Raw genomic sequence first — 16,576 nt, 5'->3', positions numbered from 1 at the left:
GCTGGGCGCGCACCCTGCGTCGCACCCTCCTCGCGCACCGGGACGGCGCCGAGGTCGTCGCGGCGGCGTACGCGCTCCGCTCGGACGAGGACCCGACCGTCGCCGCGCTGACGGACCGCGTGCGGGCCGCGGGGGTCCCGGGCGCGCAGGCCGAGGCCGGCGCCGCCGCCCTCGTGCACTACGTGCTCGGGCACACCGCGCACGAGCAGTCGCACGCACAGCTCGCCCCCGCCGGGCCGGGCGCGTCGGGCAGCGAGCGCGACGCGGAGGAGCGGTTCGAGCTCGGCCTCGCGCTGCTCCTCGACGGCCTCGCCCTGCGCACGGTCGCGCACCCGGGCTGAGGCCCGTCCGACCACCTCGACCGTCCTCCTGCGGTGCGCCGCACGGCCGCACACGTCACGAGTGACGCACACGTCACGAGCGACGCACACGTCCGCGGACGCCGCGCCCGGCGGCGCCGAACGCCCGGACGGGCAGTCAGCCGACCCGCGGCGGCGGCGCGTCGTCGGCCGCCACACCGGCCGCAGCCCCAGCGGCTCGCCGGCGACGGAACCGCCACCACCCTGCGGCCAGCGCGACGAGGAGCAGCAGCACGAGCACCGGGGCCAGGATCGCCGCGAACGACAGGCCGACGCTCGTCGCGTCCTCCGCGGTGCTCGCCAACGGTGCGCCCAGGCCGAGCGTCGCGGCGTTGACGACCGGGCGGGCCGTCGACTTGGCCGCGTGCACCACGAGCGCGAGGACGATCCCGATCACGACGGGCACCCACCGGCCCGACTCGACGAACGCGCCCGGGTCGGTCACGACGGCGGTCTGGGAGGACGAGCCCGCGCCGAACGCGATGCCGCCGGCGGCGGGGCGCACGACCGTCTGGACGACGTCGTTCACCGAGTCGACCCCCGGGATCTTGTCGGCCACCACCTCGAGCAGCAGGAGCGCCCCGAGCACGACGAGGACCCACTCGTTCGACAGCCACTCCCACCCGACGGGCGGGTCGACGAGGTCGGTCCAGCGGCCGAGCAGCCCGATGACCAGCAGCGGGACGTACGCGTTGAGCCCGGCCGCGGTGGCCAGGCCGGTGCCGGTGAGCGCCTCGAGCATGCGGTCAGCATCCCATCCCGGTGCCCCCGGTGCCCCCGGTCTCAGGCGAGCGGGTCGCCGTCCTCCGCGAGCCGCCGGACGACCTCGTCGGGACCGAGCTGCGTGAGGCCCGGCCCGATCTCGTCCCACCACCGGGGCGCAGCCACCGACGGGCGCTCCCGACCGCGCAGCGAGTACGGCGTGATGGTGGTCTTGGCGGGGTGGTTCTGGCTCCAGTCGAGCAGGACCTTCCCGCCGCGCAGCTCCTTGCGCATGATCGCGACGACGAGGTCCGGGTGCGCGGCCGCGAGCTCGTGCGCGACATCCCGGGCGTACGTGCGGACCTCCATGACCGTGCGCCGCCCCGGCAGCGGTGCGTAGAGCTGCATGCCCTTGCTGCCCGACGTGACGGGACGGCACTCGAGCCCGTCGGCTCGCAGCCTCTCGCGCACGAGCAGGGCGACCTCGGCGCACGCGGCCAGCCCCGCGGGCGGTCCGGGGTCGAGGTCGATGACGAGCCGGTCGGGGCGCCGCACGCCGCCGCGCGGGCCGACGCGCCACTGCGGGGTGTGCAGCTCGAGCGCTCCCTGGTTCGTCGCCCACACGACCGACGCGAGGTCGTCGAGGAACGGCAGCGTGAGCTCCTTGCCCTCGTCCTCGGCCCCGGGGGCGGCGCGCAGCGTCTGGCGCCGCACCCAGTCGGGCGCCGACGCGGGCAGGTTCTTCTCGAAGAACGTCTCCCCGTCGACGCCGCCCGTGAACCGGATGCGCGTCACGGGCCGGTCCGCGAGCTGGCGCAGCAGCGCGGGGGCGACCTGCGTGACGTAGTGCAGCACCTCGCCCTTCGTCGTCCCCGTCGACGGGTACATGACCCGGTCGAGGTGCGTCAGCCGCACCGGGCGCCCGCCCACGTCGACCACCTGGGCGGCGTCCTCCGGCGTCACAGCACCTCCCACGGGTCGACCGGGACCTCGTCGCGCACCCCCCGGACCGCGGGGTGGCGCAGCCGTCCCGACCCCGTGCGCCCGAGGTACGCGACGTCGACCTGGACGACGGGCTCGCACCAGAACGAGTCGCGCCGGTCGACGGGCGCGAGCTGCTCGTCGAGCGGGGAGTCGGCGCGCGCGTGCGGCTCCAGCAGGCGCCGCAGCTCCCGTCCGAGCTCCCCGGCGAGGCCGCTCCCGGCGCGCCCGAGGTAGCGCAGGCGTCCGTCGGCGGCGGGCGCGGCGAGGTGCACCGCCCCGAGCCGGCCCGAGCCGGTCGTCTCGGGGCGCCAGCCGGCGACGAGCGCGGTGCGTGTCGAGCGGTGCGCGGCCTTGAGCCAGTCGGGTGAACGTCGGCCGGGCTGGTAGGTCGAGGAGCGGCGCTTCGCGACGACGCCCTCGAGCCCGTGCGCGCGCGTGACCTCCCACAGGTCGGGACCGTCGGGGTAGACGGGGGAGAGCGTCGCGGGCGCCGGGAGGTCGAGGCGCTCGAGCGTCGCGCGGCGCTCGTCGAACGTCCGGCGGGTCACGTCGACGCCGTAGAGCTGCAGGACGTCGAACACGAGGTAGCTCACCGGCAGCGTGCGGGAGAGGGCAGCCGCCCGGGCCGCGTCGCGCACGTGCATGCGGGAGGCGAGCGCCTCGAACGACGGGATCCCGTCGGCCATCGCGACCACCTCACCGTCGAGCACGGCACCCGGGAGGTCCGCGAGCGCGGCGAGCTCGGGGTAGGCGACGGTGACCTCCCGGCCGCTGCGTGCGTGCAGCCGCAGGCGCCCGCCGGTGGTGTCGGCGAGCACCCGGACCCCGTCCCACTTGATCTCGAACGCCCACCCCGGCCCGCTCGGCAGGGGTGACCCGGAGGTCGTAGGGGTGGCGAGCATGGGCTGCACGGGTCCATCCTGCCCAGGTAGGCCGTGTTCGGCGCGCGCTCGAGCGCGCTCTGCGGACCGGCGAGGCTGCGCGACACGGAGCTCGAGGAGGTGGTCGTCGGTGCGTGCCATCTGGAAGGGTGCCGTCGCCTTCGGTCTGGTCAACGTCCCGGTGAAGCTCTACGCGGCCACCGGCGAGCACGAGGTCCCGCTGCACCAGGTGCACAAGGACGACGGCGGGCGGATCCGGTACCGCAAGGTGTGCAGCGTGTGCGGCGAGACCGTCCAGTTCAGCGACATCGCCAAGGGCTACGAGACGGACGAGGGCGAGCTCGTGATGCTGACCGACCAGGACCTCGCGGAGCTGCCGCTCGCGACCGAGCGCGAGATCTCGGTCGTCGAGTTCGTGCCGTCCGAGCAGGTCGACCCGATCCTGCTCGCGAAGACGTACTACCTCGAGCCGGAGAAGACGTCCGCCAAGCCCTACGCGCTGCTGCGCGAGGCCCTCGAGGCGAGCGACCGGATGGCCGTCGTCAAGGTCGCCCTGCGTCAGCGGGAGTCGATGGCGGTGCTCCGGGTGCGCGACAACGTCATCTGCCTGCAGACGCTGCTGTGGCCCGACGAGGTGCGCGAGGCGGACTTCCCGATCCTCGACACCGACGTCACGGTGCGCCCGCAGGAGCTCGCGATGGCGTCGTCCCTCGTCGAGTCGCTCGCGGGGGACTTCGACCCCTCGGGCTTCGAGGACTCCTACCAGGCGGCGCTCGAGCAGCTCATCGAGTCGAAGGTCTCGTCGGGCAGCACGCGCCAGGTCCCGGCGACGGCCGCGAAGGACGAGAGCACGGGCGGCGAGGTGGTCGACCTGCTCGCGGCGCTGCAGCGCAGCGTCGAGAAGGCCCGCGCGGGGCGCGGCGGTGCGGCGGCGGACACCGGGGCGGAGGAGCCGGCACCGGCGAAGCGCACGCGGGCCTCGTCGGACGAGGACGGCGACGCAGGTGCGGGGCGCAAGCCGGCGGCGAAGCGCGCGTCGAAGGCGTCCGCGAGCGCCGAGGACGACGCCCCCGCCGCGAGCACGAGGTCGCGCCGCACGAAGGCCGACGACGACGGCGACGCGGCCGCGGCCCCGAAGAAGCGCGCGTCGACGGCGCGGTCGAGCGCTGCGAAGGAGCCCGCGAAGACGGCGTCGCGGCGCCGGGCGTCCTGAGGCCGTGGGGGACGCCTCGACGGGCGACCTGCGCGAGCGTGTCGTCGCGACGCTGCGCCGTGTCGCGTTCCTGCTGGAGCGGGCGCAGGAGAGCGGGTACCGGGCGGAGGCGTTCCGCGGGGCGGCGCGCGCGATCGAGCGGCTCGGAGACGACGAGGTCGAGGCCCGCGTCGCAGCAGGGACCCTGACCGACCTCCCGGGCGTCGGCGCCCGCACGGCGCAGGTCGCGGCGAACGTGGCGGCCGGGGGAGCGGTCGACTACCTCGCCGACCTCGAGCGGCGCCTCGGGGCACGCGCGTCGGACACCGGCCCGGGGGCCGAGCTCCGGGCGGCGCTGCGCGGGGACCTGCACGCGCACACCGAGGCGAGCGACGGGTCGAGCCCGCTGCAGGAGATGGTGCTCGCGGCGATCGACCTGGGCCACGAGTACCTGGCGATCACGGACCACTCGCCGCGCCTCACGGTCGCGAACGGGCTGAGCGCCGCGCGGCTGCGGGCTCAGCTCGAGCAGGTCGCGGCGCTGAACCGCGCGGTCGGGCCGTTCCGGGTGCTCACGGGGATCGAGGTCGACATCCTCGACGACGGGTCCCTCGACCAGGACCCCGACCTGCTCGACGAGCTCGACGTGGTCGTCGCGTCGGTGCACTCGAAGCTGCGGATGGGGCGCGACGAGATGACCCGGCGCATGGTCGCGGCGGTCAGCGACCCGCGCACCGACGTCCTGGGGCACTGCACGGGCCGGCGCCTCACCGGACGACCGCGGCCCGAGAGCGAGTTCGACGCCCGCGCGGTGTTCGAGGCGTGCGCCGCGCACGGCGTCGCGGTCGAGATCAACAGCCGCCCCGACCGGCTGGACCCGCCGCACGCGCTGCTCGACGTCGCGATCGAGGCCGGGTGCGTGTTCACGATCGACTCCGACGCGCACGCCCCGGGACAGCTCGATTGGCAGGTCAGCGGCTGCGAGCGCGCCGCCCGGCACGGCCTGGGCCCGGACCGGATCGTGTGCGCGTGGCCCGTCGAGCGGCTCCTCGACCGGGCGCAGCGCCTGGTCGGGTGACGAGCGCGACGCCCGTCCTGGCGTGCGCGAGCCTGAGCGGCCACTAAGGTCGTCCGCGACAGGCCGACGGCGGAGGGGTCCCCACCCCGCCGCCACGGGTGCGGCCTGAACGTCCGGGCGTGTCGCCCGGGCAGGCACGTCCGACCTACAAGGAGCACATCCCGTGAGCGTGAACCGCACCGAGCTCGTCCAGGCCATCGCCGCCAAGGCGGGTCTGACCAACACCGCCGCCGACGCGGCGCTCAAGGCCTTCCAGGAGGTCCTGGTCGAGCAGCTCTCCGCCGGCGAGAGCGTCACCATCCCCGGGCTGCTCGCAGTCTCCCGTGCGGACCGTTCCGCTCGTACCGGCATCAACCCGCAGACCGGCGAGAAGCTCGAGATCCCCGCCGGCTACCGCGTGAAGCTCACGGCCGGCAGCGCCCTCAAGCGCGCCGTCGCCAAGTAGTCGCACACCCACGGGCGCCGCATCCGGGCGCCCGACCGGCCCGGGCCCTCGTGCTGACCGCACGGGGGCCCGCGCCGTGCGGCGCCACGTGTGCCCGGTGCACCCGCGGGAGACCGGCTCCGCGTTCCTGTGCGCGCACGGACCAGCCGCGCACGGACGCGCACACGAACCTGCCGCGCACGACCGTGTCCTCCCACGCGCGCCGGGCCTGCACGTGCCGCTCGCCTAGAATCGCCGGTGCGGACGGTTCGTCCCGGCCGCACCCCCACCCGCGGCGTGACCGGACGGAGGAGAACCCGTGGCCGTGATCCAGCGCAACACGCGCCAGCGTGCGGAGATCCTCGCGCTCCTCGACGGGCTCGACGAGTTCCGCAGCGCGCAGCAGCTCCACGAGCTGCTGCGCGCCCAGGGGTCCTCGACGGGTCTGGCGACCGTCTACCGCGCGGTGCAGTCGCTCACGGAGAGCGGCGAGGTCGACGTGCTGCGCAGCGAGGACGGCGAGTCGGTGTACCGCCGGTGCGAGCGCCGCGGCAGCCACCACCACCACCTCGTGTGCCGGTACTGCGGACGTACCGTCGAGATCGACGGGCCCGCCGCGGAGACGTGGGCGGACCAGATCGCCGCCGCGCACGCGTTCGTCGACGTCGAGCACACCATCGAGCTCGTCGGCACGTGCGCGGACTGCCGCGCGGCGCGCGCCGCGCAGCACTGACGCCCCGGACCGCATCGAGCGGTCGACCGCGAGCGCGTCGCGCGTCCGGCCGCGTCCGGGAGCCCGCGACGCCCGCCGCACGGTGTCGTGACCCCGGCCGCGTCCCCGCCGCACGGACCGGGCGCCGGCGTGGGAGAGACTGGGGCGCGTGAACCGACTGCACGACACCGAGCGGCGCGAGCTCGCGTCCGACAACTACGCCGGGGTGCACCCCGAGGTCCTCGCTGCGATCGCGGCCGCGAACGGCGGTCACCAGACCGCGTACGGCGGCGACGCGTACACCGCGCACCTCCAGGAGGTCGTCGCCCGGCACTTCGGCCCCGGCGCGCGCGCCTACCCCGTGTTCAACGGCACGGGCGCCAACGTGCTCGCGCTGCAGGCGGCGCTCCCGCGCTGGGGCGCCGTGATCTGCGCCGAGACCGCGCACATCAACACCGACGAGAACGCCGCCCCGGAGCGGGTGGGCGGCCTCAAGCTGCTGACCGTCCCGACGCCCGACGGCAAGCTCACCCCCGAGCTCGTCGCCCGCCACGCGTGGGGGTGGGGCGACGAGCACCGGGCCCAGCCCGGCGTCGTCTCGCTCACCCAGTCGACCGAGCTCGGGACGACGTACACCCCCGACGAGATCCGGGCGCTCACCGAGCACGCGCACGGCCTCGGGATGCGCGTGCACCTGGACGGCGCCCGGATCGCGAACGCTGCCGCGTGGCTCGACGTGCCGCTGCGCGCGTTCACGACCGACGCGGGCGTGGACCTCGTGTCGCTCGGCGGGACGAAGAACGGCGCGATGTTCGGCGAGGCCGTCGTCGTGCTCGACCCCGCGGCCGTGACCGGGGTGGACTTCCTGCGCAAGATCGACATGCAGCTCGCGTCGAAGATGCGGTTCGTCTCCGCCCAGCTCGTCGCGCTCTTCGAGGACGACCTGTGGCTGCGCTCGGCCCGGCGGGCCAACGCGATGGCGGCCCGGCTCCGCGCCGGCGTCGAGCGGCTCGACGGCGTCACCTTGACGCTGCCGACCCAGGCCAACGCGGTGTTCGCGGCCGTCCCGCCGCCGGTCGCGGAGCGGCTGCGTGAGGTCCGGCGCTTCTACGACTGGGACCGCGCCACGGGCGCGGTGCGCTGGATGTGCTCGTTCGACACCACCGAGGACGACGTCGACGGCTTCGTCGCGGCGCTCGAGGCCGAGCTGGCACGCGTCTGACCGCACGCACGAGGCCCCGCGCGGCCGGTGGGGGGACCGGTCGCGCGGGGCCTCGCTGCTGTCACCCGGACTTCACGGGGGGTGACACGTGGGGACAGGTGCGGGGGGCGATCCGCCCGCCCCCCGCACCTGTGCTCAGGGGCCGGCGGTCAGCCGGCGGTGCACGTCGCTCCGTTCAGCGTGAACGCGGTGGGTGCGGTGTTGGTCCCGGTGTGGGCGCCGTTGAAGCCGATCTCGACGCTCGCGCCGGGTGCGAGGCTCCCGTTCCAGGGCAACGACGTCGCGGTGACGGCGGTCCCGGTCTGGGCCCACGTCGCGCTCCAGCCCTGCGTCACCGTCTGCCCCGACGGGAACGCGAACCCGAGCGACCAGCTCGACAGCGCCGAGGTGCCGGTGTTCGTGAGCCGCACGGTCCCCGTGAAGCCGGCGTTCCAGCCGTTCGCGGTGTACCTCACGGTGCACGCACCCGTGGCCCGGTCCGGCGGCGTGGTCACCGCGAGCGGCGCCGACGCGGCCGAGACGTTCCCGGCGACGTCCTTGGCGCGGACCGTGAAGGTGTGCGCCGTGGCGGGGCTGAGCCCGCTCACCCCGAGCGTGGTCGTCGTGCTGGTGCCGACGAGCGTCGTCCCGCGGTACACGTCGTACCCGGTGACCCCGCTGCCGCCCGCCTCGTCGGTCGAGGCGTCCCAGGCGAGAGCCACCGACGTGGAGGTGCCTGTGCCGGCCCGCAGCCCCGTCGGCACGCTCGGTGCCGTGGTGTCGGTCGGCGTGGTGGCGGCCCTGGTGCGGGCGGTCACCGCGGCCGAGGCGGCGGAGACGTTGCCCACGCGGTCCGTGGCCCGCACCGTGAAGGAGTAGGCGGTGTCCGCCGTGAGCCCGGTCGCGGTGAAGGACGTGGAGGTCGACGTCCCGACGCGCGTCGTGCCGCGGTAGACCTCGTAGCCCGCCACGCCCGAGCCGGCGTCGGTCGACTCGGTCCAGGTCAGCGCGACGCTCGACGCGGTCGTCGCGCCGACGGTCACGCCCGTCGGGACCGACGGCGCCGTGGTGTCGGTCGGCTCGCCGCCGCCCGTCGCCTCGCTCAGCGAGATGCCGGTCGTGCTGGCCGCGCCACCCAGCCTGACCTGGTGGTCGAGGCTGACGAACTTGCCGCCCTCCGCCCACAGCGCCGGCTCGACGAGCGCGTACTTCGCCTCGTCCCACGAGACCCAGTCATTGCCCAGCAGCCCGCCGGTGTCGCCCGAGTTCGGGTTGAGGACCCAGAACGTGTGGTGCAGGCGGTACTTCGCGATGAGGTCGCGCAGCGCCGTCATCCACTTCTGGTTCGGGCCGCCGTCCATGAAGCCGCCCCACTCACCGATGAGCAGCGGTGCGATGTCCTGCTTGTGGATGTAGAGCCAGTTCGGGTCCCACACGTCGCGCTCGAGCGTCGTCGCGTCCCACGTGCCCGTGAACCAGGGCTGCTCGAACACGAGCGGGCCGTAGTCGTGCGGGGAGTACACGAGCTGGTCCTGGTTCGCCCCGAGGTCGATCGGGTGGTCGGCGACGCCGCGCAGCTGCCCGCCCCACCACGTGTTGTACCAGTCGTCCTTGTTCTTCGACGTCCAGCTCGCGCCGTCCTTCGGGTACACCGCGGTGCCCTCGACGAAGATCAGCAGGTTCGGGTTGATCGCGAGGATCCGCTTGCCGGCGGTCTCGGCGAAGTGCTTGAAGTTGTCCGCGTCGGTGGTGTCGTTCCACTTCGCGAACTCGGGCTCCGAGAAGGAGCCGTGCGGCTCGTTCTTGACGTCGGCGCCGATGATCGTGTCGTTCGTCCGGTACCGGGCGGTGACCCACTCCCACGCCTCGTAGACCTTCTCGGTGGTGATGGAGCCCTTCCACCACATCGGGTAGACGTGCCCGGAGTTGTCCGCCTCGGCGCTGTGCAGGTCGAGGAACACCTTGAGGCCGTACTTCTCGCACAGCTCGAGGAACCGGTCGAAGATCTCGAGGTTGTCCAGGCCGACCAGGTCCGGGTTCGCGAACGTGTTGACGTTCGGTGCCGCGACGGTCGTGTCCTGGGACCACTCGAGGAGGAGCTGCGCGGAGATCGGCACGCGCACGACGTTGAGGCCGCGGTCCGCCATGGCCTTCGTCGTCTGCTCGAGGTTCGCGGACCACAGGCCGTGGAACACGCGCTCGCTCGCGTTGAACCCGAACCAGTTCACGCCGGTCAGCCAGACCTCCTGGCCGGCCTCGTCGACGATCTGGTTGCCCTCGACGTGGAGCCAGTCCTGCGTGGGGGCGGCCTGCGCGGGAGCCGCGAGGACCATCGGGCCGGCGAGGACCGCGGCGGCGGCGGCGGCCGAGACCGCGGCGCGCAGGCGGCGCGGGGCCGTCGACCAGGGGGCGTGGGACACGACGGGGTCCTCCGGTTCGGTGGTGCTGGTGCTGGTGCTGGTGCTGGTGGTCCGGGGTGCCGAGCCGTGGTCCCCGCCCGAGCGGGCGGGGACCACGGCCGACGGTCGTGCGGGTGTCAGCCGTTCGTGCAGGCCGCACCGTTGACCGCGAACGCGGTCGGGGCGTTGTTCGTGCCCGAGTGGCTGCCGTTGAAGCCGATGTCGGCGGTCGCACCGGGGGCGAGCGTGGAGTTCCACGACGCACCGGCGGCCGTGACCGTCGAGCCGGACTGGCTCCACGTGGCGCTCCAGCCCTGCTGGACCGTCTGGCCGTTGGCGAACGAGAACGTCAGCTTCCAGTTGGTCAGCGGCGTGGTCCCGGTGTTCTTCACCTTGACCGACGCCGTGAAGCCGGAGTTCCAGCTGTTGGCCGCGTAGGTCACGGAGCAGGTGCCGGTCGGGACCGTGTCAGCCGGCTTCGTGGTGACCGACAGCGCCGTCGACGCTGCCGAGACGTTGCCCGCGGCGTCCTTGGCCTTGACCGTGAACGAGTACGCCGTGGCGGCGCTGAGGCCGGTCGCGGTGAAGCTCGTGGTCGCCGACGTGCCCACGGACGTGCCGTTGCTGAAGATCTCGTAGCCCGTCACGCCGACGGCGTCGGTCGAGGCGGTCCAGGAGATCGCGGCGGAGTTCTGCGTGACCGTGCCGGCCACGAGGCCCGAGGGCGCCGTGGGAGCGGTCGTGTCGACCGGCGGGACCGTCGTGTCGTTCGTCGTGCGGACCGAGACCGCGGTCGACGGCGACGAGACGTTGCCGGCGGCGTCCTTGGCGCGGACCGTGAACGAGTACGCCGTGTTGGCCGTGAGGCCCGTCACCGTGAGGCTCGTCGAGGTCGAGGAACCGACCCGCGTCGTGCCCTGGTAGACGTCGTAGCCCGTGACGCCGACCGCGTCGGTCGAGGCGGTCCACGACAGCGCGACCGTGGTGTTCGTGACCGTGCCGGCCGTGACGCCCGAGGGCGTCGTGGGGGCGGTGGTGTCGGTCGGGTCGACCGTGCCGTTGCCCTCGATGACCGGGTACGCGTTCTTCACGAGGGTGACGAACTGCTCCTCGAACCACTGACCCGCGAGCGGGGCGTTGGGCGTGGCGCCCGTGAGCGCACCGGCGAGCTTCGGGGAGTTGAACGTCGGGTCGCACATGCGGTCGAACCGCTTGCCCTGGTCGTTCGGGATCTCCGACGAGGCGCCGTCGGACTCGCCCGGAGGCTTGACCCAGACGAACGCGTCGAGGTGCGAGGCCGCGTAGCCGGACGGCGTGGCCTTCGGGCGCTCACCGATGCCGGCGCCGAGCGGGTTGCACCACGCACCGCGGTGGTTGCGCTTGTCGATGCGCGACTGGTCGACGTAGGTGTCGAGCGTCGTGCTCGTCGACACGGCGGTCGGACGAGCGGGACCGCCCCAGCCGTTGCGCGAGGTGTCGATGACCATGCCGAGCGAGGACGGGAAGCCCTCGGCGACGAGCAGGCGGTGCAGGTGCGCCGTCCAGTCGATCTCGTCGAAGTCGGGGTTCCACTCGTAGTACTTGGCCGAGCGGACCTGACCGCTGCCGACCTGCTTGGTCGAGTCGGTCAGGAACGGCTCCTCGAGCGGCGTCGAGTTGGCCGTGTTCGTGACGAAGCCGTCGATCGAGGCGAAGCCGGCCTGGGTCGTCTTGGCGACGTCGGCGAAGAGCTTGGCCGCCGGGCCCGCGTTGGAGTCCCAGCCGAGCCAGCCCGAGTGGGCCGCGTCGATGTAGTTGTAGACGTTCGGGATCGCGTGCAGCTTGTCGAGCGCGTACTTGACGCCCTCGCGGTAGTACGGCGCCGACTGCTGGCAGGTCGGCTCCGAGATGTTCGTGATGAGGTTCGGCAGCGAGTCCGGCTCGATCACGGCCGCCACGCGGATGTCCTGGTACTTCGGGTCGGCCAGGAGCGCCGCGATCGGGTCGATGTACTCGGTCTTGTAGCGCGCGAGCCCGGCGTCCGTGGCGGGCAGCTCGCCGTTCGACGCGAGCGCGAAGCAGTCGCGACCCGGCAGGTCGTAGATGACGAGGTTGAAGACGATCGGCGTGCCGGCCTTCTTCTGCGCGACGGCGTTGTCGAGGTGGAACTTCAGCCCGTTGCCGTCGGCGTTGCCGGCGATGGCGCTGATGCGGTCCATCCACACGGCCGTCGGCTGGTTCTTGATCGCGCGCATCTTCGCGGCGAGCGCCGGGTCCGAGGCGCGCGTGGCAGCGCTCTCAACCGCTGCCGACCAGGTCGGGTTGACGTACTGCGTCGCACCCGCGAACGGGTTGTCGACGTGCGCCTCGGCCGCCTGGGCGCCGGTCGCGACGAACGTGAGCGGCGCGATGACGAGTGCCGCCGCGGCGGCGGCGGTGGTGGCGGCCCTCAGCCGCTTGGGGATCTTGGACACACGGTCCTCCGGGTTGGGATCGGCGTGCCGGTCCCGTAGCAGGAGGGTCCGGGCACGAGTCGCCCGGGGTGAGTCCTCGGCGACTGCCGTGAACCTCACACGCGGTGACGCGGCGCGGGCAGCGGGTGAAGCGATTAGGCGTTTCCGCGTTACCTAATCGTGACCTTGTCGGAGCCTCTCGCGACCGGACCGCGGGACCGCGCGACGGCGCGCCCGCGCTCGTGCGCGGCCGCCGCGGGATCGTGTAAGTGCTGGTCAGCGCGCTGCCGCACAGCGGCGCGCGCAGGTCAGCGCGAGCGCGGGCCCGTGCTGCCGCGCACCGCGATACCGCCGATCGGGACCGTGCGCTCGACGTCGGGTGTGCCGTCGAGCACGGCGAGGACCGCCTCGCCCGCGGCCGTGCCCAGGTCGCCGAGGGGGAGCGGGAGCGTCGTGATCGACGGCGTCGCGAGCCGGCACAGCGCGGAGTCGCTGCCCGCGAGGATCGACAGGTCCCAGGGCACCTCGAGCCCGGTCCGGCGCGCCACGTCGAGCGCCGCGACCGCCATCTGGTCCGAGTCGTACACGACGACCGACGGGGGGACCGGCGCCGTGAGCAGGCGTCGCGTCGCCGCCGCGGCCTCCTCCGGCGTCGCGTTGGTCGCCTCGTGCACGAGCGTGCCGCCGACCGCGTCCATCGCCCGCCCCAGCGCGTCGAGCCGCAGCCGGGTGCGGTGCAGCGTGGCCGGGGCCGTGACGGCAGCGACGTCGTGGTGGCCGAGCTCGAGCAGGTAGTGCGCGACCCGCGAGTAGGCCTCGTCCTCGTCGAGCGAGACCGACGCCAGGCCCTGCGCGACGGACGGGGGACCGAGCACCACGGCCGGCGCGCGCATGCGGCGCAGCGCCTCGACCCGCGGGTCCTGCGTCAGGACGTCGGTGACGACCATGACGTCGAACCGCCGCTCGGCCCACCACTCGCGGTACGTCGTGACCGCCGCCTCGGCCGAGTCCACGATCTGCAGCACGAGCGCGAGCCCCCGCTGCGCCACGACGTCCTGCGTCGCCGTGACGAAGTCGAGGAACGACGTCGCGTGCGCGGCGGCCCCGGCCCCGCGGCTGAGCACGAGACCGACCGCGCGGGGGCCCGTCCGCATCGAGCGCGCCGCCGCGCTCGGGCGCCAGCCGAACTCGTCCGCGACCCGCAGGACCCGCTCGCGCGTGGCGGCCGAGACCCCCGGCCGACCGTTCAGCGCGTACGACACGACGGCGATCGACACGCCCGCCGCACGAGCCACGTCGGAGATCGTGGGGCGGCGGGAGAGCGATCCTGGGCTGTCTGCTGCGGGTGTGACCACAATCGCCTAGTGTGTCGCCCGATGCGTGCGAGCGCATCGTCTCGGCTCCGATGACGTGGACGAGGAGTGTGCATGGGCACGATTCGGCGCGGCCCGGTGGCGGCGAGCGCTCGGCGCACCATCGGCGTCCTGTCCCCGGTCGTCGGGGGCTTCTACTTCGGCGGGCTCATCGCCGGCGTCTCCCGGGCGGCACGCACGTCGGGTCACCGCGTCGTCGCGGTGCAGACCTACCCCGCGGGCCTCGACCGCGAGCGCTACCCCGACGAGCCCCTGCTCGAGGTGCCGGTCGCGCTCGGCGCGGTCGACGGCATCATCATCATCGCGAAGGCGGTACGCCACGACCGGCTCGCGTCGGTCCAGGAGTGGGGCCGCCCGGTCGTCATGATCAGCGAGGACGAGACGCAGCTCCCCGCGCCCGTGGTCGTCCCCGACAACGCGGGCGGCGTCTGCGCGGCCGTCGAGCACCTCCTCGAGCACGGCCACACCCGGATCTCCTTCGTCGGGAACCTCGCGCAGCGCGACATCCGCGAGCGCTACGAGGCGTACCGCGACACGCTCGCGGAGCACGGCGTCGAGCCGGACCCCGAGTGGTTCTACGAGACGGTCGACAACCACGAGCAGGGCGGCGCGGACGCGGCGGCCCGGTTCCTCGCGGCCGGGGTGCCGACCACGGCGACGGTCGCGGCGACGGACCGCAACGCCATCGGCTTCTTGCGGGCGCTGCGGGCGAGCGGCCTCGTGCTGCCCCGCGACCAGGCGGTCGTCGGGTTCGACCACACCGAGAGCGGCGCGCGCCTCGTCCCGCGCCTGTCGACGGTCGACCCGCACAACGACCGCGTCGGGGAGCTCGCGGTCAAGCTGCTGCTGGCGCGTCTGCGGGGCGAGGAGGTCGCCACGGGTGCGCACCGGGCACCGGCCACGCTCGTGACGCGCGAGTCCTGCGGCTGCGGCGAGCCGAGCGCGACGCCCGACGCGTGCCACGACGACGGGGCGCTCGACACGTACGGCTCGACCCCGGCCCGGGCGCGGCTGCGGCGCCTGTCCGACACCGGTTTCGCCGGACCGTCGGCGGCGGCGGGCACGCGCCGGGCGGGCGACGAGGCGCGCACGAGCTGGCTGCACGCGGTGGTCGACCCGATCGCCGCGGCCGCCGAGCGCGGGTCGGCGCCCTCGGGTGTCGCCCTCGGCCGGCTCGCGGACCTCACGTCGGCCCTGCAGCCGCACCCGGAGGCGCTCGAGCAGCTGGTCTCGGCGGTCCGCGACCTCGAGAGCGAGCTCATGGGCGCGCTCCCACCGACGTCCGACCGGCTGCCCGTGCTCCGGCGGGTGACGACCGAGGTGCTGCTCACGCTCACCAAGGGCTGCACCCGGCCGATGCTCGCCCGCAGCGGCTACCTCGAGCGGACGATCGCCGACCAGTACGAGGTCGACATGGACCTCCTGCGCGGCAAGGGCCCGAGCCCCCGCGCGCTGACCTGGCTGCCGCGGGCCGTGCGCGGGCCGGCGTGCCTGGGCCTGTGGGTCGGTCACGAGCGCTCGCCGGGCGACCGGGAGATCGAGATCGTCGGCGTGAACGACACATCCGGCACGCTCTCGCGCCTCATCGGGCTGCGCACGCCCGCGAGCCAGTTCCCGCCCCCGGCGCTCACCCGCGCGGGGACGATCGGGAGCACCGAGCTCACGTTCGTCATCCCCGTGACGTTCGGCGGCAGCGACTGGGGCCTGCTCGCGATCGACGGGAACGTCGAGACCCGCATGACGAGCGCGCGGGACAAGTACAACCACTGGGCCGCCCTGCTCGCGGTCGCGCTCGACCAGGAGCGGCTCGTCGCCTCGCTGCGCGACCAGCGGCGGGCCCTGGAGCAGGCGGCGGCGCGCGAGCGAGCCCTGGCCGACACCGTGCGGGCGAGCGAGGAGCGGTACGCGCTCGCGTCGATGGCGGCCCAGGACGGCACGTGGGACTGGGACGTGTCCGCGGGCACGGTCTACTACTCGCCGCGGTGGAAGCAGACGCTCGGCTACGAGGAGGACGAGATCGGTGCGTCCCCGACGGAGTGGCTCGAGCGGGTGCACCCCGACGACCGCGACGAGCTCTCCGCGTCGATCGCCGCGCAGCTCGGCGGGGCGCGGACGCCGCTCGAGCTCGAGCACCGCGTGCGCACGTCGTCGGGCGACTACCGCTGGATGATGTGCCGTGCGGTCACCGTGCTCGACGACGCGGGGTGCCCGGCCCGCCTGGTGGGCGCGCTCGTCGACATGACCGAGCGCAAGGAGCAGGAGCTCGCGCTGCGCCGCAACGCGCTGCGCGACCCCGAGACCGGTCTCGCGAACCGCATGCTCTTCCTCGACCGGCTCGGCGCCGCGATCAAGCGCACGCGCCGTTCGGGGGACTTCGACTGCACGGTCGTGCTCCTGCGCGTCGTCGCGGAGCCGGGTCACCCGCTGCGCGACGACGGCACCGAGCTGGGCGACGGGGACGTCGAGGTGCGGCGCGAGGTCGTGCGCCGGCTGCGGCGCGCGCTGCACGAGGGGGACTCGGCGGCGCGGCTCGGGCAGGACGAGTTCGCGGTGCTGCTCGACGACGTCGGTGCGGGCGGCGACCCGGTGCGCGTCGAGGAGCTGCTCACCCACGTGCGGACCGACCTCGGCGTCGACGTCGCCGTGGGCGTCCTGTCGAGCATCCAGCGCTTCAACGACGCCGACGACGCCCTGCGCGAGGCAGACATCGCGCTCCTGCGGGCCCAGACGCAGCCCGACCCCCGGCGCCGCTCGACCGTGCGCTGATCGAGACAGCGCGCTCGTCGGGGGCGGCCGGGGGCCGGGTCGTGCTGCGGGCGAGCTCGGGCCGGGTGGCCCG

General features: G+C 74.2%; 13 protein-coding genes. 7 read left to right on the top strand and 6 right to left on the bottom strand.

What is annotated here, in order from left to right; all coding sequences use genetic code 11:
* On the top strand, positions 1-341 hold a 341-nt coding region (locus tag AB6N24_RS06125), incomplete at its 5' end, for a TetR/AcrR family transcriptional regulator C-terminal domain-containing protein (RefSeq protein ID WP_412868530.1).
* A gap of 136 nt (positions 342-477) precedes the next feature.
* Here the strand turns inward: AB6N24_RS06125 and AB6N24_RS06120 are convergent.
* From AB6N24_RS06120 to AB6N24_RS06110, 3 genes are read right to left on the bottom strand one after another with little or no spacing between them, the layout of a single operon-like run.
* Positions 478-1,101, bottom strand: a complete 624-nt coding sequence (locus AB6N24_RS06120) for a DUF4126 domain-containing protein (protein ID WP_412868529.1) — start codon at positions 1,099-1,101, stop codon at positions 478-480.
* Between the two features lie 41 nt (positions 1,102-1,142).
* Positions 1,143-2,024, bottom strand: coding sequence for a non-homologous end-joining DNA ligase (gene ligD / locus AB6N24_RS06115; RefSeq protein ID WP_412868528.1), 882 nt, complete (start codon positions 2,022-2,024; stop codon positions 1,143-1,145).
* Entirely contained in the window at positions 2,021-2,947 is a 927-nt protein-coding gene (locus tag AB6N24_RS06110; protein ID WP_412868527.1) for an ATP-dependent DNA ligase, read from the bottom strand. The genes ligD and AB6N24_RS06110 overlap by 4 nt, the downstream gene beginning before the upstream one ends.
* Positions 2,948-3,056: 109 nt before the next feature.
* Between AB6N24_RS06110 and ku the strand changes: the two genes are divergently transcribed.
* The 5 genes from ku (at position 3,057) to AB6N24_RS06085 (ending at position 7,554) form a co-directional block, all read left to right on the top strand.
* The gene (ku, locus tag AB6N24_RS06105) at positions 3,057-4,139 is read left to right on the top strand and encodes a non-homologous end joining protein Ku (RefSeq protein ID WP_412868526.1); all 1,083 of its coding nucleotides are present in this window, start codon (positions 3,057-3,059) and stop codon (positions 4,137-4,139) included.
* A gap of 4 nt (positions 4,140-4,143) precedes the next feature.
* Positions 4,144-5,196 (top strand): PHP domain-containing protein, encoded by a 1,053-nt coding sequence (locus AB6N24_RS06100; RefSeq protein ID WP_412868525.1) that lies wholly within the window; start codon positions 4,144-4,146, stop codon positions 5,194-5,196.
* Positions 5,197-5,359: 163 nt separating this feature from the next.
* A complete protein-coding gene (locus AB6N24_RS06095; protein WP_034628582.1) occupies positions 5,360-5,641 on the top strand; it encodes an HU family DNA-binding protein in 282 nt (93 codons plus the stop codon).
* A gap of 307 nt (positions 5,642-5,948) precedes the next feature.
* Positions 5,949-6,353, top strand: coding sequence for a Fur family transcriptional regulator (locus AB6N24_RS06090; RefSeq protein ID WP_412868535.1), 405 nt, complete (start codon positions 5,949-5,951; stop codon positions 6,351-6,353).
* Between the two features lie 148 nt (positions 6,354-6,501).
* Positions 6,502-7,554 (top strand): threonine aldolase family protein, encoded by a 1,053-nt coding sequence (locus AB6N24_RS06085; protein WP_412868524.1) that lies wholly within the window; start codon positions 6,502-6,504, stop codon positions 7,552-7,554.
* 149 nt (positions 7,555-7,703) lie between these two features.
* On the opposite strand, the gene AB6N24_RS06080 is transcribed toward AB6N24_RS06085, so the two are convergent.
* The 3 genes from AB6N24_RS06080 to AB6N24_RS06070 all read right to left on the bottom strand — a co-directional run bounded on the left by AB6N24_RS06080 (position 7,704) and on the right by AB6N24_RS06070 (position 13,659).
* The gene (locus AB6N24_RS06080; RefSeq protein ID WP_489672052.1) at positions 7,704-9,953 is read right to left on the bottom strand and encodes a cellulase family glycosylhydrolase; all 2,250 of its coding nucleotides are present in this window, start codon (positions 9,951-9,953) and stop codon (positions 7,704-7,706) included.
* 116 nt (positions 9,954-10,069) lie between these two features.
* Entirely contained in the window at positions 10,070-12,385 is a 2,316-nt protein-coding gene (locus AB6N24_RS06075) for a glycoside hydrolase family 6 protein (RefSeq protein WP_412868523.1), read from the bottom strand.
* Between the two features lie 287 nt (positions 12,386-12,672).
* Positions 12,673-13,659, bottom strand: a complete 987-nt coding sequence (locus tag AB6N24_RS06070) for a LacI family DNA-binding transcriptional regulator (RefSeq protein ID WP_412868522.1) — start codon at positions 13,657-13,659, stop codon at positions 12,673-12,675.
* A 132-nt stretch (positions 13,660-13,791) separates the two neighbouring features.
* Here AB6N24_RS06070 and AB6N24_RS06065 point away from each other — a divergent pair, with 132 nt between their 5' ends.
* Complete coding sequence (locus AB6N24_RS06065) at positions 13,792-16,503, top strand: substrate-binding domain-containing protein (RefSeq protein ID WP_412868521.1); 2,712 nt, start codon at positions 13,792-13,794, stop codon at positions 16,501-16,503.
* The last annotated feature ends 73 nt before the right edge of the window (positions 16,504-16,576 follow it).

Source organism: Cellulomonas jepli (assembly GCF_047229345.1).
In the GTDB taxonomy this organism is placed as follows: Bacteria; Actinomycetota; Actinomycetes; order Actinomycetales; family Cellulomonadaceae; genus Cellulomonas_A.
Note: the sequence above shows the minus strand (reverse complement) of the source record. Positions and strands in the feature narration are given on the sequence as shown.

Bases quoted from the DNA above. Each gene is read 5' to 3' on its own strand.
- AB6N24_RS06120 (WP_412868529.1), bottom strand. From the start codon at position 1,101: ATGCTCGAGGCGCTCACCGGCACCGGCCTGGCCACCGCGGCCGGGCTC.
- AB6N24_RS06065 (WP_412868521.1), top strand. From the start codon at position 13,792: ATGGGCACGATTCGGCGCGGCCCGGTGGCGGCGAGCGCTCGGCGCACC.
- AB6N24_RS06110 (WP_412868527.1), bottom strand. From the start codon at position 2,947: ATGCTCGCCACCCCTACGACCTCCGGGTCACCCCTGCCGAGCGGGCCG.